Source organism: Actinoplanes teichomyceticus ATCC 31121, assembly GCF_003711105.1.
GTDB lineage: Bacteria > Actinomycetota > Actinomycetes > Mycobacteriales > Micromonosporaceae > Actinoplanes > Actinoplanes teichomyceticus.
In genome coordinates, this window is record NZ_CP023865.1 from 8,185,833 (window position 1) to 8,205,851 (window position 20,019).

Genomic DNA, 20,019 nt, shown 5'->3' on the forward strand with positions numbered 1-20,019 from the left:
TCCGGCGGTGCACCCCCCTTTTTCGCAGCGCCGGCGCCTTCCCGATCGCGGCAGATCTTGCGCCGTTCGCGAGCGGCCGGGCAAGCCGAACCGGACGCCTGTGACAAGCGTGACAACCGGCCCGGAATGTCAATCAACTGAACTAATTGCGGTCCGGCCCTCCCTCGCAGAGGCCGGTGCACGTGGCCGGACCGGCACGTAGCCGCGTCCGCCCGGGCGGCGACATCGACCGGCCGGTCCACGGTCCGCCCGGACGATTCCAGCACGTATCCGCTGATCCACGAAAATTCGGCACAGACGATTCGCGTAATGTCGCGAAACTCCGCGGATCGTCCAATTTCGAGACCCCACAATTCGGCATGATCCGCACCGATGCTCGCCGGGCAGCGGGCGGCCCGGGCCCCGCGGTCAGCCGGGAGCGACCGGTCCCGGTGACGAAACCGTCAGGACCGGCCGGCGGTCCGAGATCCGCCCCGGGGCGCCGGTCCCCGATTGCCCCGGAGCCGCCGCAACCCCTCCCGCCGGACGAAGATGCGCCGCCGCTGCAACGCGTTACCGGCCGGGCCGACCACATAGCCGTCCAGCCAGATCCAGCCGTCGTAGGTCACCCTGGGGTCGATCCGGATGATCCGTAAGGTCAGGGCCCGGTCGCCGGAGAACTGCACACTCGCGTCGGCCCCGACGTGAACGACGTCGCCCGGCCGTAACACCACCTGGGGCATGCGCCGTCCCCTTCCGCCGGAGGTCCCCAGAGGAAAATAGCCGTTGATCAATTAATTGCGGTAGCGGCGTGCAGGATCTGGAATCGGGAGAATGATCGGATGACCATCCACTCCACCGACCCGTTCGCCGTGCCGGACGAGGAGAAATCCCCGGTACGCCGGTTCCGTGGCCGGCTGGCCGCGCCGGTCACGCTCTGGACCGCCCCCGGCCCGGCCGGGCTGACCGTCTCCTCCACCCTGGTCGCCGACGGCGAGCCGGGCCGGATGCTCGGCCTGATCGACGAGGAGAGCGAGTTCTGGGACGCGGCGTCGCGGGCCGGCCGGTTCGCGGTCACCCCGCTCACCCCGGCCGACCGGCAGCTCGCCGACCGCTTCGCCGGCCTGATGCCGGCGCCGGGCGGGCTGTTCGCCGCCGGGGACTGGCACCGGACCGAGTACGGGCCGGTGCCCGCGCACGCCGGGGCGTGGGCCGCCTGCCGGCTGGACGGCTCCCGGCCGTGCGGGTGGTCGCTGCTCGTCGAGGCGAGCATCGAATCGGTCCAGGTCGGCGCGGCCACCCCGCCGCTGGCGCACTACCGCGGGCGGTACGCCGAACTGGCGCGGCCCGACCGCTGAGCGCAGTCAGACCACCACTGGGCGCAGACGCCGACCGGCTGCCGGGGCGCGGCCACTTTCCTTCGTACGGTGCCGGAAAGTCAACCTCCAGACGAAGGTGGTGACCCCGTGCCGGCCTCGCCCGAGAGATATATCGAGGTGCAGAACTCCGAGGAATTCGCTCGGCTGCGCCAGACCCTTCGCACGTTCATCTTCCCGACGACGATCGCGTTCATCCTCTGGTATGCGCTGTACGTGCTGCTCTCCGCGTACGCGCGGGACTTCATGGCCATCAAGCTGGCCGGCAACATCAACGTCGCCCTGCTGCTGGGCCTGCTGCAGTTCGTGTCGACGTTCCTGATCGCCTGGTACTACTCGCGCTTCGCCGCGCGGCGGGTCGATCCGCTCGCGGACGACATCTACCACCAGGTCGAGGGCGGCCGGTCGACGGCGGACAGCACCGGTGAGGGGGGTGTGCGCTGATGCCGATCCTGCTCGCGGCCGAGGCCTCGTCCAGCACCTCGCGGACGTTGACCATCACGCTGTTCCTGATCTTCGTGGCCATCACGCTGGGCATCACCATCTGGGCGAGCCGGCAGACCAAGACCGCCACCGACTTCTACGCCGGGGGCCGGCAGTTCACCGGTTTCCAGAACGGCATGGCGATCGGCGGCGACTACATGTCGGCCGCCTCGTTCCTCGGCATCGCCGGCCTGATCGCGCTCTACGGTTACGACGGCTTCCTCTACTCGATCGGCTTCCTGGTCGCCTGGCTGGTGGCGCTGCTGCTGGTCGCCGAGTTCCTGCGCAACTCCGGCCGGTACACGATGGCCGACGTGCTGGCCTTCCGGATGCGCCAGCGACCGGTGCGCACCGCCGCCTCGGTCTCCACCGTCGTGGTGTCGGTCTTCTACCTGATCGCCCAGATGGTCGGCGCCGGCGCGCTGGTCTCCCTGCTGCTCGGCATCACCGCCGACCAGACCTTCCTGGGCATGGACGCGAGCACCGCCAAGGTCTTCACGATCATCCTGGTCGGCGCCCTGATGATCGTGTACGTCGTGGTCGGCGGCATGAAGGGCACCACGTACGTGCAGATCGTCAAGGCGTTCATGCTGATGACCGGCGCCCTGGTGATGACCGTGATGGTGCTGGCGCACTACCGGTTCAACCTCTCCGCCCTGCTCGGCGACGCCGCCGCGCAGTCCGGCAAGGGTGACGCCTTCCTCGGGCCGGGCCTGCGCTACGGCGTGGAGAAGGCGGGCGATGCGCTGGGCACCTTCTACAGCAAGATGGACCTGCTGTCGCTCGGTCTCGCGCTGGTGCTCGGCACGGCCGGCCTGCCGCACATCCTGACCCGGTTCTACACCGTGCCGACGGCCCGGGTGGCCCGCAAGAGCGTGCTCTGGGCGATCGGCATCATCGGCGTCTTCTACCTGTTCACCCTGGCCCTCGGCTTCGGCGCGGCGGCCCTGGTGGGCGGCAAGGCGATCACCGCCCAGGACAAGGCCGGCAACACCGCCGCGCCGCAGCTGGCACAGAAGCTCGGCATCGACTACCTGGGCGGGGAGACCGGCGGCGCGGTGCTGCTGGCGATCATCGCGGCGGTCGCGTTCGCCACCATCCTGGCCGTGGTGGCCGGCCTGACCCTGGCCTCGTCGTCGAGCACCGCGCACGACTTCTACGCCAACGTGATCAAGCGGGGTACCGCGTCCGAGCGCAACGAGGTCAACGTCGCCCGGATCGCCGCCCTGGTGATCGGCGCGATCTCGATCGCCCTGTCGATCTTCGCGCAGAACCTGAACGTGGCCTTCCTGGTCGCCCTGGCGTTCGCGGTGGCCGCGTCGGCGAACCTGCCGGCGATCCTGTACAGCCTGTTCTGGCGCCGGTTCAACACCTCCGGCGCGGTCTGGTCGATCTACGGCGGTCTGCTCGCCGCGGTCGTCCTGGTGTTCTTCTCGCCGGTGGTCTCCGGCTCGCCCACCGCGATGTTCCCGGACCAGGACTGGCACTGGTTCCCGCTGTCCAACCCGGGCATCATCTCGATCCCGCTGGGTTTCTTCTTCGGCTGGCTGGGCACCGTGCTCAGCGCGGAGAAAGACACCGAGAAATACGCCGAGCTGGAGGTCCGGTCGCTGACCGGACACGGCGCGCACTGATCCTTACCGCACCGCCCGGGCCGGCGTCGTCGCCGCGCCGGCCCGGGTCCGGATCATCGTGCCTGGTCAGGGCCGGTTCGGAGGAACTCCCACGTTCGTGCCGAACCACGTCGAGCGACCGGGGTCACTGGCGGATCCGACATAACCTGGTTTCCATGTCTGCGACCACCTCTCCCAGCGGCAACCCCTCCGGACGGGCCTCCGTCCCGCCGTACGGGCCGGCCGGCGCCCGCCCCACCGGACGCCCGGTGGCTCCGGGCGGCCCCGGCAGGCCGGGCGGGCCGGGTGATCGGGGACGTTCCTACCGGGGCGGCCGGCCGCGCCCGCGCTGGGGCCGGATCGCCCTGGTCGCCGGCGGCGTGGTGCTGCTGCTGGCCCTGATCGGCGGCATCTACGCGGTCAACTACGTGAACGGGATCGACAACGACCTCAAGCGCACCGACGCCTTCGCCGGGATCAGCTCGGGCCGGCCGGCCAAGACGGTCGACGGGGCGTTCAACATCCTGCTGGTCGGCAGCGACTCCCGGGACCCGGACGCCAAGGAGGACCAGGCCAACGCCTGGCGGGCGGACACGCTGATGATCATGCACGTGCCGGCCGACCACAAGAGCGCACAGCTCGTCTCGATCCCCCGGGACCTGTGGGTGGTCGTCCCGAGCGGCAACAACGCGCCGTGCTCCTCGGGCTCCCGAGCCAAGATCAACGCCTCCTTCGCGTTCGGTGGCCTGCCCCGCGCGGTCCGCACCGTGGAGTGCCTGACCGGGGTGCGGCTGGACCACGTGATGGCGATCGACTTCGGCGGCTTCAAGGAGGTCACCGACGCGCTCGGCGGCGTCGACCTCAGGGTCGACCAGACCATCACGTCGATCCACAAGCCGCACCGGGTGTTCAAGAAGGGCATGATGCACATGAACGGCGCCCAGGCGCTGGACTGGGTGCGTCAGCGCAAGCAGTTCGCCCGCGGCGACTTCGCCCGCATGCAGCACCAGCAGGAGTTCCTCAAGGCGCTGATGGACAAGGCGGCCAGCACCGGCACCCTGACCAGCCCGGGCAAGCTCGACGACTTCCTCACCGCGGTCGCCGCCGCGGTCACCGTCGACCAGGACTTCTCGCTCAAGGACATGGTGCTGCAGTTCCGCAGCCTGCGCGGCGACAATCTGACGTTCCTCACCAGTCCGAACAAGGGCAGCGAGACGATCTCCGGGCAGTCCGTGGTGGTCTCCGACCGGGAGAAGGCGCTCGCGCTGTACCAGGCGATGGCCGCGGACCGGATGGACGAGTGGATGGCCGCCAACCCGGTGAAGAAGAACACCTGACCCCGGTCCGTGCGGGGAGCCGTGCCGCCGGCGGACTGCTCCCCGCATGACTTCGACATGAAACCCGAGTGACCTTCAGGCGGTTGGAAACCGTCCGTACAGTGATGCAGCCCCGCACCCGACCCGCTTGGAGCGCTGCATGACGGTCACGATGCCGCCACCGGTCCCCACCCAGGATCGCGGCGCGTCGAGCGCCCCGGACGCACCCGCGGCCCCGGCCGCGAGCAAGCGCAGGCGGCCCCGGTCGCCGCTGTGGGCCAAACTCACCGCCGGCCTCGGCGTCCTGCTCGTGCTCACCAGCGGCGGTGGCATCGCCGCCGGCCGGGTGCTGATCAGCCAGACCACCGGGACGATCGCCAAGGGGGACCTGACCGGCGACGCGGCGAAGACGGTCGCCGAGGGCGCGGACACCGGTACCCTGCGCGGACCGATCGACATGCTGCTGATGGGCCTGGACGCCCGGGCCCGCTGGGCGGACGGCGAGCTGCACTCGGACACCATCATCATCCTGCACATCCCGGCCGGCCACGACCGGGCGTACCTGATCTCCATCCCCCGCGACACCGAGGTGCGGGTGCCGGCGTTCGAGCCGAGCGGCTATCCGGGTGGCACGGCCAAGGCGACCGAGGCGTTCTACTGGGGCGCGCAGAACGGCGGCGGCTGGACCGGCGGGGCCCAGCTGCTCGCCAAGACGCTGAAGGACCTGACCGGGATCAGCTTCGACGGCGCCGCGATCATCAACTTCGGCGGCTTCAAGAACGTCATCGACCGGCTCGGCGGCGTGCGGATGTGCGTCGACCAGCAGGTCACCTCGCGCCACATGGTCCGGGTCGACGGCACGGCGATGTACCTGGCCGACGCCCGCAGGACCGGCAAGGCCACCAAGCCGGTCGTGCACCGGGTCGGCTGCCGGGACATGGCCGGCTGGGAGGCGCTCGACTACGCCCGCCAGCGGTACGGCCTGAAGAACGGTGACTACGACCGGCAGCGGCACCAGCAGCAGCTGATCAAGGCGATGGCGAAGAAGGCCGCGTCCGGTGGCGTCCTGAGCAACCCGCTGAGGATCAGCGGTCTGATCAAGGCGGCCGGCAAGTCGCTGGTGCTCGACACCGGTGACGTCTCGATCCCGGACTTCGTGCTCGGCCTCAAGGGTGTCGCGGCCAACGACATGGTGCTGCTGCGCACCAACGACGGCACCTTCGCCGGCAACGCCAGCGGCCGGGAGACGATCACCGAGAAGAGCCGGGCGATGTACCGGGCGGTGCAGCAGGACCGGCTCGACGAGTTCCTCCTCGCGAACCCGGACGTCGTCGCGAACGAGAAGTGACCGCGCCGTAGGCTGGGACCGTGTTCGGACCTCAGGTACCCAGCGTCACCCCCGATCAGGTCGGCTCCGACGCCTACCTCCTCGACGTCCGCGAGCCGGACGAGTGGACCGCCGGCCACGCGCCGGGCGCCCACCACCTGCCCATGATGGAGGTGCCCGCCCGGATGGCCGAGGTGCCGTCGGACGGCGAGGTCGTGGTGATCTGCCGGGCCGGCGGGCGGTCCGGCCAGGTGGTCGCCTATCTGATGAACCAGGGCTGGGACAACGTGCGCAATCTCGACGGCGGGATGCAGTCCTGGGCGGCGTACGGCCGGGACATGGTCAGCGAGGACGGGCAGCCGGCCAGGGTGCTGTGAGCGCGTACCGTCCGCTCGTCTTCGCGCACCGTGGAGGCGCGGACGCGCTGCCCGAGCACACCCTCGGGGCATACCTGCGTGCCCTGGAGGACGGCGTCGACGGGCTGGAGTGCGACGTCCGGCTGACCCGGGACGGGCACCTGGTCTGCGTGCACGACCGGCGGCTCGACCGCACCAGCAACGGCCGGGGGCTGGTCAGCCGGCGCACCCTCGCCCAGCTCGACGAGTACAACTACGGCTCCTGGCACCCCGGCTACCCGGCCGACGAGGAGCTGCCCGACCTCAGCCGCCTGCTCACCCTGGAACGGCTGCTGGAGGCGGTGCGCGACTCCGGCCGACCGGTCCGCCTGCTGATCGAGACCAAGCACCCCTCCCGGTACGGCGCCGAGGTGGAGCGCCGGCTGGTCGGGATGCTGCGCCGGTTCGGGCTGGCCGAGCCGAAGCCGGACGATCCGGTACAGGTGACGGTGATGTCCTTCGCGGCGCTGGCGCTGCGTCGCATCCGCGCGCAGGCGCCCGGGGTGCCCACCGTCTACCTGCTGGAGCTGCTGCCGCCCGGGGTCGGCAAGGGCCGCCTGCCGTTCGGCGCGCGGATCGCCGGCCCGGGCATCGACCTGCTGCGCAGCCGGCCCGGCCTGCTGCCGGCGATGCGCGCCGCCGGCCACCAGACGTACGTCTGGACCGTCAACGAGCCGGACGACCTGGAGCTGGCGCTGCGCCACCGGGTGGACGGCGTGATCAGCGACCGGCCCCGGTTCGTGCTGGACCGCCTGGCCCAGATGTGACCGTGCACACAGCTGCCCAAAGGCTTCGTGGCGAGGCAGACTCGCAGACATGCCGGACCGTCCCGACTACCCAGCGCTGACCCGGGGTCAGATCGCGGTTCTCGACCGCGTCAACGCCGGGGAGACCGGCCTGCCCGTGCTCCAGCACCTGGTCCGGCTCGCCCAGGACGTGCTCGGCGCACGCGGGGCGGGCTTCGCGGAGTACGCGGACGGCCACGGCCGGATCATCGCGGCCACCGGGGTGTGCGAGCCGGCCGTCGGCCGCCGCGTGGAGCAGGCCGACCGGCTGCCCGGCCGGCGCGCCCTGCTGGTCCCGCTGGACTCGGTGAACGACGCCTTCGCCCGGCAGATCGAGGGTGGCGACCTGCGGCACATGCTCGGCGCCCGCTGCGAGACCGGCGACACGTCCGCCGGGTCGCTGCACGTCTACTTCGGCGAGGACGCCGGGGAGCCCGGGCCGGAGCATCACGCCGTACTGGAACTGCTGGCCGGCGAGATCGGGCGTCTCTACGGCCTCGGCCGCGGCCTGCCGGTGCATCCGGCGGCCGCGCCGGACCAGGCCGGCGCGCAGGCCGACCGCGACCTGTGGGTGGCGGTCACCAGCCACGAGCTGCGCACCCCGGTCACGGTGATCAAGGGGTACGCGGACACCCTGACCAACCACTGGCAGACGCTCGGCGAGCCGGGCCGCCGGGAGGCGGTCCGGGTGATCGGCAACCGGGCCGGCGAGCTGGCCCGGCTGCTCGACCGGCTGCTCTCCGCGGCGAGCGACGACCGGGGCGCCGGCGGCTCCCCGGCCGGCCCGTTCGACCTGGTCGAGGCGCTCCGCGAGGCGGTCCAGGAACTTCCGGCCGACCTGCGGCGCCGGGTGCGGCTCGCGCACCTGCCGGAGGGCCTGCCGAAGGCGTACGGCAACCGGGACTCGATCGCCACCATCCTCACCGAACTCACCACGAACGCGGAGAAATACTCCCCGCCGGACAGCCCGGTCGAACTGTGCGCCGGGACCGACGACGACACGTTGCGCTTCCGGGTCTCCGACCGGGGCGCCGGCATCGCGCCCGAGCACGTCGAGCGCGCCTTCGAGCGGTACTGGCAGGCCGACGGCGGCGACCGGCACCATCACCCCGGCGCCGGCCTGGGCCTCTACCTGGTCCGGCGGATGGTGGAACGCCAGCACGGCTGGGTGTCGCTGCGCCCCCGGGAGGGCGGCGGGACGGTCGCCGAGGTGCGCTTCCCGCGCGCCTGACACGCCTTTTCCGGCCCGGATTCATCAACACGGGTGGCCCACGTCACCGCTTTCCGGCGGACACCGCCTAGGCTGGTCCCTCGTGAGTAAGCGTCGTAAGACCCGCGAGTCCGCCCCCAAGACCAAGGTGCGCGACATCTTCGTCGCCCGCCCGTTCGAGGGCCTGGCCGACGAGCCCGAATGGGTCGCGCTGCGAGAGCTGGTCCCGGCCGCGTCGGCGAGGCTGACCCTCAAGCCGGAGATCATCGAGGAGTACGGTGACCGCCCGGTCACCCTGTCCACCGTGCTGCCGATGGCCTGGCCCGCCATGTCCCGCCGGGACGGCGAGGTCTTCATCGGGCTCCAGCGGCACGTGCAGTCCGGTGACGTCTCCCGCGACCTGGCGGTGGCCATCCTCTCCGCGCTGCGCACCGCCCCCGGCGACGCGGTGTCCGTCCCGGCGCTGCCCGGCGCGGGCCCGCGCCTGCAGGACGTGCTGGTCGACGAACCGCTCGAGATCACCATGCACGACGGCTTCGAGTACTGGCTGGACGCCGACCAACTGCAGGACGCCAGCGTCAAGGCGTCACTGGAGCGGGCCAACGCGTCGATCTACCCGACCGTGCGGCTGTCCGCCGCCAAGGCCGCCTACTGGTGCCGGATCGCACCGGACAAGGGCCACGTCCGCTGGGTGCTCGGCGATGCCGAGGACCACGCGCTGGACACCCTGGCCCGCCTCTCCGCGGCCGGTGAGCTGGTGCTCGGCGACGACACCAAGTTCGCCGGCATGTTCCGGGCGCACGGCCTGCTGGTCCCGGTGTGGGACATCCCGGGCGAGCCGGAGGCCGCCGACTGGGAGGCGCCGCTGGCCGATTTCGCCAAGCGGTACCAGGACATGCTGGCGATCACCGAGCCGCTCGACTCAGCCGGCCGCCGCGCCCGGCAGGGCCTGATCGGGCGGCAGCTGACGCTGCGCTGAGCTGGGCTGGGCTGGGCTGACCTGGCTTCGCTTCGCTCCGCGTGCAAACGCCTGGTGACCGGTGAGGAGGCAGGCGATCTCCCGCCACCCGCACACCCCGCGAGTGGCGGGAGATCGCTTGCCTCCTCACCGGCGGCGTTGTGCGGAGAGACGGGTTGGACTCAGCCGTCTTCGGGAGCCCCGGTCATGGCCGGTGGCGTTTGCGGGGCTTGGGCGGGGCGGCTCGGTCACTTCGGAGGGGCGGGGCGGGGCGAGCGGCGTTTGCGGGGCGCGGGTGGGGTGGCTCGGTCACTTCGGAGGGGCGGGGCGGGGCGAGCGGCGTTTGCGGGGCGCGGGTGGGGTGGCTCGGTCACCTCGGATTGGGGCGGGCGGGGTCAGTGGCTCGGCCGGGGTTGGTCCTGGCTGGTGGGGGCTTTGGCGCGTGCCACGGGGCAGCTCATGCATCTCGGGCCGCCGCGGCCGCTGCCCAGCTCGGAGCCCTGGATCCGGATGACCTCGATGCCGGCCCGCTCCAGCTGCGTGTTCGTCTCCACGTTGCGCTCGTAGGCGACGCAGAGCCGGGGCGCGATGGCCAGCGTGTTGTTGCCGTCGTCCCACTGCTCACGCTCCGCGGTCACCGGATCCAGCCCGGTGTCGATGACCCGCAGGTGGTCGATGCCCATCGCGTCGGCGGCCGCCTCCAGGAACGGGCGCGGCGGGCGGGTCACCAGCTCGCCCTCCGGACCGCCGGTGACGGTCCAGGCCTCGAGGGTGTCGGCGACGTTCGGATACATCACCACCAGGTCGGCGTCCACCATGGTGCAGACCGTGTCCAGGTGCATGGTGGCCCGCTCCTGGGCGATCGGCACGGCCAGCACGGTGTGCGCCAGGCCGGCCGTGAGCACCCGGCGGGCCAGCCGCTCGGCGCCGGCCGGAGTGGTGCGCTCGCCGACACCGATCGCGAGCACCTGCGGCGCCAGCACCAGCACGTCACCACCCTCGACGTGCTCCAGCGCCGGGTCGTAGAGCAACCGGGTCCCGGCGAAGCGCGGATGGTAGCGGTACACCGCGTGGGTCAGCGTGGTCTCCCGCCGCCGGGCCGGCATCGCCAGGCTGGTCACCGCCACCCGGTCGCGCACCCAGACCGACGAGTCCCGGGTGAAGAGCAGGTTGGGCAGCGGATCGATGACGAAGTCGTGGCGCTCGAGCATCTCGTAGACCAGGCTGCCGCCGCCCGGCTTGACCTCCTCGTGGGCCAGGCCGGCGGTCAGCACCTCGGCGAGCCGGTCCGGATCCTGGTCGGCCAGGTAGTCGGCCACCCCGGCACGCAGCCCGTCACCGAGCCGGGGGTCGGCGAGGACGCCGGCGGTCAGCTCGTCGCGGGCCTGCGGGATCGCCAGCGTCTCGGCGAGCAGCCGGTCCAGGTACAGCACCTCCACCCCGCGCGAACGCAGCGCCTCGGCGAACGCGTCATGCTCCTCCTGGGCCCGGCCGACCCAGGGGATGCCGTCGAACAGCAGCGAGCCGCTGTTGCGCGGGGTGAGTCTGGCCAGCTCCTTCCCGGGACGGTGGAGCAGGACGGTGCGCAGGCGGCTGACTTCACTGTCGACGTACACGATGCCGACGTTAACCCGTACCGAACGCTACCGCGCGGTGACGTTCTGACTAGATCTTGGGACGACCATGCACCGAACGGACGACAGCGATAACTTGTCAGAGTGCGACGAGACCGCGGACCGCAGGGGACGAGATGCACCATCCGCAAGAAGATGCTGTCCGTGAATGCGGTATTCATCCACACTCATTCGCCTTTCTTTCTCTGCCGTCACCCTGTTCCGTGAAGGTTCGAGCACGTACGGTAGTTGGAAAAGAGAGCCAGCCCGATTGACCTTTTGCCGGAGGTCGCAGTGACTGTCTTCCCCGCCCGCCCCGCTCTGCCCGTGCCGTCCACCGACAGAGCGCTGACCCCGATCGGTCATTCGCAACAGTCCACCGCCCTGGAGCAACAGCGCCTCAGCCCGGTGGAGTGGGCCCGGCGCCGTCGCGCCGAGCGCGAGGCCCGCCGCATGGAGGCGGCCGGAGCCCGCGCCCTGACCCGGCTCGACCGGCTCGGCTCCAGCTGGCACATCGTGGACTGGCCGCGGACCGACCTGTCCGAGGCGTATTACGAGCCGGACCCGGCCGACGACCGGGCCGGCTTCCTCGCCATCGGCCCCGGTGGCGTCTACGCGGTGACCGTGGCCGACCACGGCCGCTCCCGCGTGCTGATCGCCGGTGACGTCGTCCAGATCAACGGCAAGCGCCCGGCGTACGTCGCCGAGGCGCGCCGGGATGCCCGCCGGGCCGCCAAGGCGCTCTCCGCCGCGGTCGGGCTCAACGTGCCCGTCACCCCCGTGCTGACGTTCGTCGGCTCCGGCGTGATCAGCGTGCACGGGCTGCCGAAGGACTGCCTGGTCGCCACCGACAAACAGCTCGACCGGCTCCTCCTGGCCGGTGGCGCCCGCATCTCCGCGGCCACCGCGAGCAAACTCTCAGCCGTCGCCAGCAACCCTGCGACCTGGGCGAACGCGCCCTATCGGCCGGCCGGTGAGTACCGTTGGTACAGCAACGGACAGACGGCCGCTGACAAGCGGCCGACCCGCCGGTAACGTTCCTTGCGACGTCGCCGACCACGGCGCCCCGGGCTCACCGGGGTGCCACCGGCCGGCACGACGGAAGCGAGGAGGAGCGGGTGGCGCATGTTGAGCTCTCCCTCTCGGGAGCGTTCGTCCCCCAGGCACGCACACCGGCCGAGGCCGAGTTCATCACCGGCATCGAGCGCTGGGCGGGCACCGTGGCGGTGGCCGACGAGCCCTGCCTGATCCTCGACGCCGGCGGCGCGATCCTGGCCATCTCACCGTCCTGCAGCGAGCTGCTCGGGCTGGGCAAGCCGGCTGAGGCGCTGGGCAAACGGCTGACCGCGACGCTGCAGCTGATCGACTTCACGGCCGGCGCGGGCCCCCTCGAGGAGCCGGAGGCGGAGCTGATCCCGCCGCTGCTCGCGGTCCGCACCGAGCGGCTGGCGCGCGGCCTGATGCGGGTCGTGCCGGATGCCGGGAGGGCGCCGCTGACCGTCGACGCGATCTCCACACCCCTGCTGGCGGGCGATCGGGTGGCCGGTTCGATGACCTTTCTCTCCCCGGTGCATTACTGAAGTCCGGTTTGTCTATGGCGGTGTGGTGTTCACCGCATCCGGTAACCATTGGGTGTTACCGATCCGCAACGTAGTCTGCCGTCATGCTCGATCTAGACCTGTTACCAGGTGAGTACGCGGTGTGCCGCCTGCCGGCCGGATCCACCCTGCCCGCGTCCCTGACCGCAGGTCCGGCCGACAAGAGCGTCATCTCGGTCACCTGGGGCCTCGACGAGATCTCGATCATCTGCCCGTCGGACCGGGTGCCGGACGGCGCGGAGGCCGACACCGCCTGGCGCGCCCTGCGGGTGGCCGGGCTCGACCTCACGATGACCGGCGTGCTCGCCTCCCTCGTCGGGCCGCTGGCCGACGCCCGGGTCAACATCGTGACGTTCTCCACCTACGACACCGACTACCTGCTGGTGCCGACGGTCCGGCTGACCGAGGCGGTCAACACGCTCACCGCCGCCGGGCACCGGATAACCGGCTGACGACCTGGCTCCGGCCGGGCGCGGCTCCTACCATGAGCGCGTGTTCCCCCGCACACCCCACATCACCCTGGCCCTGGGCGCGCTGCTGCTGACCGCGGCCTGCGGGGCCCCGCCGAAGCCGCTGCCGACGAGTCCCCCGCTGTCCCCGCTGAGCCCACAGCCGTCCGGCGGGCAGCCGTCCGGCGCCGCGTCGGCGTACCTGCCGCCGCCGGTCTACCCCACCCTGGCGCCGACGGCCGCCGTGCCGGGCGGGGTGCCCACCACCTATCCGGGCGGGGTGCCCACCACCTATCCGGTCGCCGTGCCGACCTTCACCACCCCGGCGTATCCGCGCACCACGGCGCCGACCGCCGCGCCGCTGACCAAGTCCCCGACGCCCACCCCGGCGCACGCCCCGCGCTGCTCAGGGCAGCCGACCGGGGCGGAGATCCTGGCGCTGGTCAGGGAGAAGGCCAAGTCCGGGATCCCGGCCGCGACGCTGCGGGTGCAGGACGGGCCGCGGTGCTCCGGGACCTGGTCGTTCACCGCCCTGGAGCTCGCCGGGCAGGGCAGCGACGACCTGGAGCCGCTGATGGTCGTCGCCACCGGCAGAGGCAGCACGCTGCACCTGGTCGCGGCCGGCACCGACGTCTGCAACGCCGAGGTGCAGACCACCGCCCCGGCCGGCATCCGGGTGCTGGTCTGCGGCTTCTGAAGGCGGGACGGCCGGGCCGGGCGGCCACCTCCCGCCATAGACTGGCGCAATGCCCGGAACGCCGCCCACCCGCTTCACCTACCTCGGCCCGGAAGGCACCTTCACCGAGGCGGCCCTGCGCACCATCTCGGCCGCCGAGCACGGGCTGCGCACTCCCGCGCGCAGCGTGCCGGAAGCGCTCGAGGCCGTCCGCTGCGGCGAGGCCGACGCCGCGCTCGTCCCCCTGGAGAACTCGGTGGGCGGGGCGGTCCCGGTCACCCTGGACGAGCTGGTCACCGGCAGCCCGCTGATGATCACGCGGGAGGTGCTGCTGCCGGTCGAGTTCCTTCTCGGCGCGGACGCGCTGAAACCCCTCGCCGCGCTGCGCACCATCGCGGCGCACCCGCAGGCTTCCGCGCAGTGCCGGCGCTGGTTGCAGGCCAACGTGCCGGACGCGGTGGTGATCGACGTGCTGTCCAACGCCGCCGCGGCACTCAGCGCCGCCGCCGGGGAGTACGACGCCGCCCTCTGCGCCCCGATCGGCGTGGCCCGCAACCGGCTCACCGTGCTCGCCGAGAAGGTGGCCGACCGTTCCGAGGCGGTCACCCGGTTCGCGCTGCTCACCCGGCCTGCGCCGCCCCCGCCGCCGACCGGTGACGACGTCACCTCGCTGGCCGTCTCGATCCGGCACGACCAGGTCGGCGCGCTCCTCGCGGTGCTCACCGAGCTGGCGGTACGCGGGGTCAACCTGTCGCGGATCGAGTCCCGGCCGACCGGTGAGCAGCTGGGGACGTACTTCTTCTTCCTGGACTGCACCGGCCACGTCGCCGAGGCCCGCGTCGGCGAGGCCCTGCAGGGGCTGCGCCGGATCTGCGCGGAGGTCCGCTTCCTGGGCAGTTACGCCCGGCACCGGCTGCAGCCGGAGACGCCGGTACGGGCGCCGGCCGGGCTGTCCGACGCGGACTTCGCCGACTCCGCCGCGTGGCTGTCCCGGGTGCGCGCCGGCGAATCGGCTAGCTGACCGACCGGTTCGGCGCAGGGACCAGCGCCGAGCCGCTCACCGAGGCTTTCCGTGCCCTCCGGGAGGTGGCCGACGTGATCCGCCAGATCGGCAGTCACCAGACCACGATCGCCTCGGCGGTCGAGAGCAGACCGCCACCACGAACGAGATCAACGGTAACGTCGGCGAGGCCGCCGCCGGGTCCCGGCGGATCGGCGGATCGGCGCCGTGACCGCCGCGGCGCGGACCACCACCGAGCTGGTACAGCAGTCGGAGCAGGCAGCCGAGGAGCTCGCCCAGGTGACCGGCACTCTGCAGACGCTCGTCGGCGAGTTCACGCTCTGCGGGCGGCTCTGACCCCGGCCGGCTCGCGGAACGGCTTCACGCCCAGCCGAGCTCGTGCAACCGCTGGTCGTCGATGCCGAAGTGGTGGGCGATCTCGTGCACCACGGTGACCGCGACCTCGTCGACCACGTCCTCGTCGGTGTCGCAGACGCGCAGCGTGGGCAGGCGGTAGATGGTGATCCGGTCGGGCAGGGCGCCGGCGTAGTCCCAGCCGCGGTCGGTGAGCGCGGTGCCCTCGTAAAGCCCCAGGAGGTCCTCGCTGCCGTCCGGCGGGAGGTCCTCGACCAGGAACACCACGTTGTTCATCAGGGACAGCAGCTCGACGGGGACCTCGTCGAGGGCCTCCCCGACCAGTTCCTCGAAGCGTTCCCGACTCATGTCCACCGGCACAGGGGACATTGTGCCCGCTGTTGCTGAACCGATCCTGTGTTGCCGGCACGGTCTCACCCGGCCGCGCCACGGCGGCCCGCACCGTGGGGTCCGCCCAGCGGGGGCAGGACCGGCAGGCCCGGCGGGGCATGTGTGGGGTGGAAAGCCGGCGCGACCGAGGAGGCCGCGCCGGCACACCGGAGGAGCGGTCAGGCGAGCTTCGCGGAGAGGCTGATCGCCGCGCCCGGGCTGAGCAGCCGCGAGATCGGGCAGTTCTCCTTGGCGTCCGCGGCGATCTTCTGGAACGTGGCGTCGTCGATGCCGGGCACGTCCCCGACCGTCTCGAGGTCGATGCGGGAGACGCCGAAGCCGGCATCGGTCTTGTCCATGTGCACCTTGGCGACGGTCTCCACCGAATTGGGCGTGAAGCCCGCGTCGGCGAGGCCCTTCGAGAAGGCCATCGAGAAGCAGCCGGAGTGGGCCGCCGCGATCAGCTCCTCCGGGTTCGTCCCCTCACCCTCCTCGAACCGTGACTTGAAGGAGTAATTCCCCTGCAGGCCACCCTTACCGGTCTTGACCGTGCCGGAACCCTCGGTGAGGTTCCCTTCCCAACGAGCCGTGGCAGAACGAATAGGCATGAACGAAACGCTAGCCCATGCGAGGTTCCCTGGAAGGCCGACACCGCAGGGGCCATCATGGAGCGCATGTCGGAGACGGTGGTCGCATTCGGTCCTGCGGAGCCCGACGGGGCCCCGGGTGGGCGCTTCGCGGGCCGGTTGCGCGAGCTCGGGGCCGACCGCCGGCTCGCCCCGCTGGTCGCCGGGCTGGGCGCGGTCGCCGCGTTCGCGTCCCTGGTCTCGGAGTGGCAGGTGACCACGGTCGACGGCCTGGACCTGGGTGACGACGAGGTGGGGGCCGCCCGGATGCTGCCGGCCGACCTGCTCGACCTGGGCGCGCTCGGTGCGGCGTACGTGATGGGTCTGCTCCTGCTGACGATCGCGGTGCTGCTGGCGCTCTTCGGCCCGGCGGCCGGCCGCGGGTACGCGAGGCTGGCCGGTTCCGGCGCCGGTGGGGTGCTCGGCGCGCTGCTGCTGGCCCTGGTGCCGATGCTGGACGACCAGAGCCGGCTGGTCTCCCGCTTCTACACGGCCCAGCTGCAGGCGGAGAAGCTGGAGGTGGCGTACGGGCGGGGCCTGTGGTGTGCGCTGGCCGCGGTGGCCGCGGCCCTGATCGCGCTGCGGCTGGCCGGGCGGGAGTCCGGCCCGGCCGGCACGCCCCGGTGGCGTCACCGGGAGCCCGCCGAACCGGTGTCCGGCGCCCCGCTGGACCTGAGCATCACGCCGACCGCGCCGTTCGCGTCGCACACCGCCGACCTCGACCGTCCGCACCGATCCGGATGACGGGGGATATCCGGGTGATGATCGGACCGGGACGCCGGTAGGCTCGACAACCGTGATTGACCTGCGTCTGCTTCGTGACGACCCCGAACTGATCCGCGCCAGCCAGCGGCTGCGCGGTGAGTCCACCGAGCTCGTGGACGAGCTGCTGCGTGCCGACGAGGAGCGCCGGGCCGCGACCCAGCGGTTCGAGACGGTCCGCGCGGAGCAGAAGTCCATCGGCAAGGACGTCGCGAAGGCCTCCGGTGACGAGCGGGCCGCGCTGCTGGCCCGTACCAAGGAGCTGGCCGCCGAGGTGAAGGCCGCCGAGGCCGCCGCGACCGAGGCCGAGCAGGCGCTCAAGCGCGCGCATCTCGCCGTGCCCAACGTGGTCGAGGGCGCCCCGCCCGGCGGCGAGGACGATTTCGTGGTGCTGCGCACGGTCGGCGACATCCCGGACATCACGGCGCCGAAGGACCACCTGGAGATCGGTGAGGCGCTGCGCGCCATCGACACCGAGCGCGGCGCGAAGGTGTCCGGATCGCGGTTCTACTTCCTCACCGGCGTCGGCGCGCTGCTGCAGCTGGGCATGTTGCAGCTGGCCATCCAGCAGGCGGTGGAGCACGGGTTCATCCCGTCGATCACGCCGACCCTGGTCCGGCCCGAGTCGATGGAGGGCACCGGTTACCTCGGGGCGCACGCCAGCGAGGTCTACCGCCTGGAGGCCGACGACCTCTACCTGGTCGGCACCTCGGAGGTGGCGCTCGCCGCGTACCACTCGAACGAGATCATCGATCTCGACGAGCCGCGCCGGTACGCGGGCTGGTCGTCGTGCTACCGCCGGGAGGCCGGCTCGCACGGCAAGGACGTGCGCGGCATCCTGCGCGTCCACCAGTTCGACAAGGTGGAGATGTTCTCGTTCTGCCGCCCGGAACAGGCCGCCGACGAGCACCGGCGCCTGCTCGCCATGGAGGAGGAGATGCTGGCCAAGGTCGAAATCCCGTACCGGGTGATCGACGTGGCCGCCGGCGATCTCGGGTCCAGCGCGGTGCGCAAGTTCGACTGCGAGGCGTGGGTGCCGTCGCAGGGCCGCTACCGCGAGGTGACGTCGACGTCGAACACCACCACGTTCCAGGCGCGCCGGCTCAACATCCGGTACCGCGACGAGAACGGCAAACCGCAGATCGCCGCGACGCTCAACGGCACCCTGGCGACCACCCGGTGGCTGATCCCGATCCTGGAGAACCACCAGCAGCCGGACGGATCGGTGCGGGTGCCCAAGGCCCTGCAGCCGTTCCTGGGCGGCCGGGACGTACTCGAACCCGCCCGATAACGATCTCGACACCGCCCGGTCACCCGATGTCATGGTCGCTGGTGGCCGGGCGGGTGTACCGTTCTCCTTCCGCCCTCCGCGGGGGTCGCCGAACCCACGGAGGTATCCATGGTCAAGCCCGGGCTGCCGAAGCTGATCGCCACGGATCTCGACGGCACGCTGGTCCGCAGTGACGACACCGTCTCCGCCTACACGCACGAGGTGCTGGACCGGGTGCGGGCAGCCGGCATCCGGATCGTCGCCGCCACCGGCCGAGGTCCCCGGCTCACCTCGCTGACCCGCAACGACATCCGGGTCGCCGACTATCTGGTGCTCGCCCAGGGCGGCTGGGTGCTCGACCAGGCCGAGTCACGCTACCTGCGCCAGTCGCGGCTGCCCGGCTGGCGGCTGGCCGAGGTGCTGGCCCGGCTGGAGGCGGCGGCCGGCCCGCTGTCGGTGATGTTCGAGGCGCTGGAGCACGACGACTCCCCGCTCTGGGGCGACTACGACCCGACCTGGCGATACCCGGTCACCGTCGAGGCGCGCACCCGGGCCGAGTGCCTGACCGGCGACGTGATCAAGGCGTTCGCCCGGTCCTTCCGGCACGACGTGGACGAGTTGCTGGCGATCGCCCGCCGGACCGTGCCGCCGGAGGTGGCCACGGTGACCCAGGCCGGCCTGAACTACCTGGAGATCTGCCCGGCGAACGTGGACAAGGGCACCGGCCTGGCGGTGGTCGCCGAGACCGTCGGCGTCGACCCGGCGGACGTGCTGGTCTTCGGCGACATGCCCAACGACCTGCCGATGTTCGCCTGGGCCGGGTGGGGCCGGGTGGCCGTCGCGAACGCGCACCCCGACCTGCTCGCGGCCGCCGACGAGGTGACGCTCACCAATGACCAGGACGGCGTGGCGGTCTTTCTGGACGGGCTATTGTCGAGGTGATGGCAGCTTCCCCCAGCCGCGGCGCCGAACCGGATCTCCGACTGGTCGCGACCGACATCGACGGCACCCTCATCGACGACGACCGCCGGCTCAGTCCCCGGACCATCGAGGTGCTGGGCGCTCTGCCCGTGCCGGTGGTGCTGGTGACCGGCCGCCCGCTGCGCTGGCTCGAACAGCTCTACGACCAGCTGCCCGCGCCGCTCCCCGCGGTCTGCGCGAACGGTGCGGTGATCTACGACCCGCACACCGACGAGGTGCTGCGGACCGAGCCGCTCTCCAGCGAGCTGCTGGTCGATGTCACGCGCCGGCTGCGCGACGCGGTGCCGGACATGTCACTGGCGGTGGAGATCGACGACGGCCGCGCCTTCCGGCACGAGCCGACCTGGCCGCTGCGCTGGACCGACCCGCGCGTCCGGGTGATCGGCACCCCGGCGGATCTAACGTCGGCGCCGGCGGTGAAGTTGCTGGCCCGCTCGGCGACCGCCGATCCGGACGACTTCCTGGAGCTGGTCAGCAAGGCCCTCGGCGGCGTCGCCGAGGCGACCCGTTCGTCGTCGTCGGCGCTGGTGGAGATCTCCGCGGCCGGGGTGACGAAGGCGGCCGGCCTGGCCTGGTTCTGCGACCGTGAGCGGGTCACCGCGTCGCAGGTCATCGCGTTCGGCGACATGCCCAACGACATCCCGATGCTGACCTGGGCGGGCCATGCCGTGGCGATGGGAAACGCCCATCCCGCGGTCCGCGCCGTCGCGGATGACGTGACCGGCACGAACGAGGCCGACGGGGTCGCCGTCTACCTGCAGAAAGTCTTCAACCTGTAGCAGCCCGGCGCGCCGGTGGCGGACCGCGCCCGGCGCACGGTCGGCGGCCGGCTTCCGGTCCGTGCTCTTCCCCGGTACG

23 protein-coding genes are annotated in these 20,019 nt (G+C 71.9%); 19 read left to right on the forward strand and 4 right to left on the reverse strand.

What is annotated here, in order from left to right:
* Positions 1 to 443 precede the first annotated feature (443 nt).
* The gene (locus ACTEI_RS36170; RefSeq protein ID WP_122981751.1) at positions 444 to 722 is read right to left on the reverse strand and encodes a hypothetical protein; all 279 of its coding nucleotides are present in this window, start codon (positions 720 to 722) and stop codon (positions 444 to 446) included.
* A gap of 99 nt (positions 723 to 821) precedes the next feature.
* Here ACTEI_RS36170 and ACTEI_RS36175 point away from each other — a divergent pair, with 99 nt between their 5' ends.
* From ACTEI_RS36175 to ACTEI_RS36215, 9 genes are all read left to right on the forward strand, one after another.
* Positions 822 to 1,337: a flavin reductase family protein gene (locus tag ACTEI_RS36175; RefSeq protein ID WP_122981752.1), complete on the forward strand. Its 516-nt coding sequence runs from the start codon at positions 822 to 824 to the stop codon at positions 1,335 to 1,337.
* A 108-nt stretch (positions 1,338 to 1,445) separates the two neighbouring features.
* On the forward strand, positions 1,446 to 1,799 hold the full coding sequence (locus ACTEI_RS36180; RefSeq protein ID WP_122981753.1) for a DUF485 domain-containing protein: 354 nt from the start codon (positions 1,446 to 1,448) through the stop codon (positions 1,797 to 1,799).
* Positions 1,799 to 3,472, forward strand: a complete 1,674-nt coding sequence (locus ACTEI_RS36185; protein WP_122981754.1) for a solute symporter family protein — start codon at positions 1,799 to 1,801, stop codon at positions 3,470 to 3,472. Before ACTEI_RS36180 ends, ACTEI_RS36185 begins: the two co-directional genes overlap by 1 nt.
* A gap of 155 nt (positions 3,473 to 3,627) precedes the next feature.
* Entirely contained in the window at positions 3,628 to 4,788 is a 1,161-nt protein-coding gene (locus tag ACTEI_RS36190) for an LCP family protein (RefSeq protein ID WP_122981755.1), read from the forward strand.
* 139 nt (positions 4,789 to 4,927) lie between these two features.
* Positions 4,928 to 6,115, forward strand: coding sequence for an LCP family protein (locus ACTEI_RS36195; protein WP_122981756.1), 1,188 nt, complete (start codon positions 4,928 to 4,930; stop codon positions 6,113 to 6,115).
* A gap of 20 nt (positions 6,116 to 6,135) precedes the next feature.
* Positions 6,136 to 6,471 carry a rhodanese-like domain-containing protein gene (locus ACTEI_RS36200; RefSeq protein WP_122981757.1) on the forward strand — a complete coding sequence of 112 codons (336 nt, stop codon included), beginning with the start codon at positions 6,136 to 6,138 and terminating at the stop codon, positions 6,469 to 6,471.
* The gene (locus ACTEI_RS36205) at positions 6,468 to 7,256 is read left to right on the forward strand and encodes a glycerophosphodiester phosphodiesterase (RefSeq protein WP_122981758.1); all 789 of its coding nucleotides are present in this window, start codon (positions 6,468 to 6,470) and stop codon (positions 7,254 to 7,256) included. Before ACTEI_RS36200 ends, ACTEI_RS36205 begins: the two co-directional genes overlap by 4 nt.
* 49 nt (positions 7,257 to 7,305) lie before the next feature.
* Positions 7,306 to 8,505, forward strand: coding sequence for a sensor histidine kinase (locus ACTEI_RS36210; protein WP_122981759.1), 1,200 nt, complete (start codon positions 7,306 to 7,308; stop codon positions 8,503 to 8,505).
* Positions 8,506 to 8,587: 82 nt separating this feature from the next.
* Positions 8,588 to 9,463, forward strand: a complete 876-nt coding sequence (locus ACTEI_RS36215) for a DUF5926 family protein (RefSeq protein WP_122981760.1) — start codon at positions 8,588 to 8,590, stop codon at positions 9,461 to 9,463.
* Between the two features lie 374 nt (positions 9,464 to 9,837).
* Here the strand turns inward: ACTEI_RS36215 and ACTEI_RS36220 are convergent, their stop codons facing one another.
* Entirely contained in the window at positions 9,838 to 11,058 is a 1,221-nt protein-coding gene (locus ACTEI_RS36220) for an arginine deiminase (RefSeq protein WP_122981761.1), read from the reverse strand.
* A 291-nt stretch (positions 11,059 to 11,349) separates the two neighbouring features.
* Here ACTEI_RS36220 and ACTEI_RS36225 point away from each other — a divergent pair, with 291 nt between their 5' ends.
* The 6 genes from ACTEI_RS36225 (at position 11,350) to ACTEI_RS39110 (ending at position 15,135) form a co-directional block, all read left to right on the forward strand.
* Positions 11,350 to 12,090, forward strand: a complete 741-nt coding sequence (locus ACTEI_RS36225; protein ID WP_122981762.1) for a hypothetical protein — start codon at positions 11,350 to 11,352, stop codon at positions 12,088 to 12,090.
* Between the two features lie 83 nt (positions 12,091 to 12,173).
* Positions 12,174 to 12,635, forward strand: a complete 462-nt coding sequence (locus tag ACTEI_RS36230; RefSeq protein WP_122981763.1) for a PAS domain-containing protein — start codon at positions 12,174 to 12,176, stop codon at positions 12,633 to 12,635.
* Between the two features lie 83 nt (positions 12,636 to 12,718).
* Entirely contained in the window at positions 12,719 to 13,105 is a 387-nt protein-coding gene (locus ACTEI_RS36235; RefSeq protein WP_122981764.1) for an ACT domain-containing protein, read from the forward strand.
* A 40-nt stretch (positions 13,106 to 13,145) separates the two neighbouring features.
* Positions 13,146 to 13,799 (forward strand): hypothetical protein, encoded by a 654-nt coding sequence (locus tag ACTEI_RS36240; protein ID WP_122981765.1) that lies wholly within the window; start codon positions 13,146 to 13,148, stop codon positions 13,797 to 13,799.
* A gap of 49 nt (positions 13,800 to 13,848) precedes the next feature.
* The gene (gene pheA, locus ACTEI_RS36245) at positions 13,849 to 14,799 is read left to right on the forward strand and encodes a prephenate dehydratase (RefSeq protein ID WP_122981766.1); all 951 of its coding nucleotides are present in this window, start codon (positions 13,849 to 13,851) and stop codon (positions 14,797 to 14,799) included.
* Positions 14,800 to 15,006: 207 nt separating this feature from the next.
* A complete protein-coding gene (locus ACTEI_RS39110) occupies positions 15,007 to 15,135 on the forward strand; it encodes a hypothetical protein (protein ID WP_262384557.1) in 129 nt (42 codons plus the stop codon).
* Between the two features lie 24 nt (positions 15,136 to 15,159).
* Here ACTEI_RS39110 and ACTEI_RS36250 read toward each other — a convergent pair whose 3' ends face one another.
* Positions 15,160 to 15,507 carry a metallopeptidase family protein gene (locus ACTEI_RS36250; RefSeq protein ID WP_187645870.1) on the reverse strand — a complete coding sequence of 116 codons (348 nt, stop codon included), beginning with the start codon at positions 15,505 to 15,507 and terminating at the stop codon, positions 15,160 to 15,162.
* A 194-nt stretch (positions 15,508 to 15,701) separates the two neighbouring features.
* Positions 15,702 to 16,130: an OsmC family protein gene (locus tag ACTEI_RS36255; protein ID WP_122981767.1), complete on the reverse strand. Its 429-nt coding sequence runs from the start codon at positions 16,128 to 16,130 to the stop codon at positions 15,702 to 15,704.
* 66 nt (positions 16,131 to 16,196) lie between these two features.
* On the opposite strand from ACTEI_RS36255, the gene ACTEI_RS36260 reads away from it, so the two are divergent.
* The 4 genes from ACTEI_RS36260 to ACTEI_RS36275 all read left to right on the forward strand — a co-directional run bounded on the left by ACTEI_RS36260 (position 16,197) and on the right by ACTEI_RS36275 (position 19,940).
* Positions 16,197 to 16,892 (forward strand): hypothetical protein, encoded by a 696-nt coding sequence (locus ACTEI_RS36260; protein WP_122981768.1) that lies wholly within the window; start codon positions 16,197 to 16,199, stop codon positions 16,890 to 16,892.
* Positions 16,893 to 16,944: 52 nt separating this feature from the next.
* Positions 16,945 to 18,201, forward strand: coding sequence for a serine--tRNA ligase (gene serS / locus ACTEI_RS36265; protein WP_122981769.1), 1,257 nt, complete (start codon positions 16,945 to 16,947; stop codon positions 18,199 to 18,201).
* Between the two features lie 108 nt (positions 18,202 to 18,309).
* Positions 18,310 to 19,122, forward strand: a complete 813-nt coding sequence (locus ACTEI_RS36270) for an HAD family hydrolase (RefSeq protein WP_122981770.1) — start codon at positions 18,310 to 18,312, stop codon at positions 19,120 to 19,122.
* Positions 19,122 to 19,940 (forward strand): HAD family hydrolase, encoded by an 819-nt coding sequence (locus ACTEI_RS36275; protein WP_122981771.1) that lies wholly within the window; start codon positions 19,122 to 19,124, stop codon positions 19,938 to 19,940. Before ACTEI_RS36270 ends, ACTEI_RS36275 begins: the two co-directional genes overlap by 1 nt.
* Positions 19,941 to 20,019 lie beyond the last annotated feature (79 nt).

Excerpts from the sequence above, each read along its gene's own strand:
- ACTEI_RS36170 (WP_122981751.1), bottom strand. The coding sequence starts at position 722 with ATGCCCCAGGTGGTGTTACGGCCGGGCGACGTCGTTCACGTCGGGGCC.
- ACTEI_RS36175 (WP_122981752.1), top strand. The coding sequence starts at position 822 with ATGACCATCCACTCCACCGACCCGTTCGCCGTGCCGGACGAGGAGAAA.
- ACTEI_RS36185 (WP_122981754.1), top strand. The coding sequence starts at position 1,799 with ATGCCGATCCTGCTCGCGGCCGAGGCCTCGTCCAGCACCTCGCGGACG.
- ACTEI_RS36190 (WP_122981755.1), top strand. The coding sequence starts at position 3,628 with ATGTCTGCGACCACCTCTCCCAGCGGCAACCCCTCCGGACGGGCCTCC.
- ACTEI_RS36195 (WP_122981756.1), top strand. The coding sequence starts at position 4,928 with ATGACGGTCACGATGCCGCCACCGGTCCCCACCCAGGATCGCGGCGCG.
- ACTEI_RS36210 (WP_122981759.1), top strand. The coding sequence starts at position 7,306 with ATGCCGGACCGTCCCGACTACCCAGCGCTGACCCGGGGTCAGATCGCG.
- ACTEI_RS36235 (WP_122981764.1), top strand. The coding sequence starts at position 12,719 with ATGCTCGATCTAGACCTGTTACCAGGTGAGTACGCGGTGTGCCGCCTG.
- pheA (WP_122981766.1), top strand. The coding sequence starts at position 13,849 with ATGCCCGGAACGCCGCCCACCCGCTTCACCTACCTCGGCCCGGAAGGC.
- ACTEI_RS36255 (WP_122981767.1), bottom strand. The coding sequence starts at position 16,130 with ATGCCTATTCGTTCTGCCACGGCTCGTTGGGAAGGGAACCTCACCGAG.
- ACTEI_RS36260 (WP_122981768.1), top strand. The coding sequence starts at position 16,197 with ATGTCGGAGACGGTGGTCGCATTCGGTCCTGCGGAGCCCGACGGGGCC.
- ACTEI_RS36270 (WP_122981770.1), top strand. The coding sequence starts at position 18,310 with ATGGTCAAGCCCGGGCTGCCGAAGCTGATCGCCACGGATCTCGACGGC.
- ACTEI_RS36275 (WP_122981771.1), top strand. The coding sequence starts at position 19,122 with ATGGCAGCTTCCCCCAGCCGCGGCGCCGAACCGGATCTCCGACTGGTC.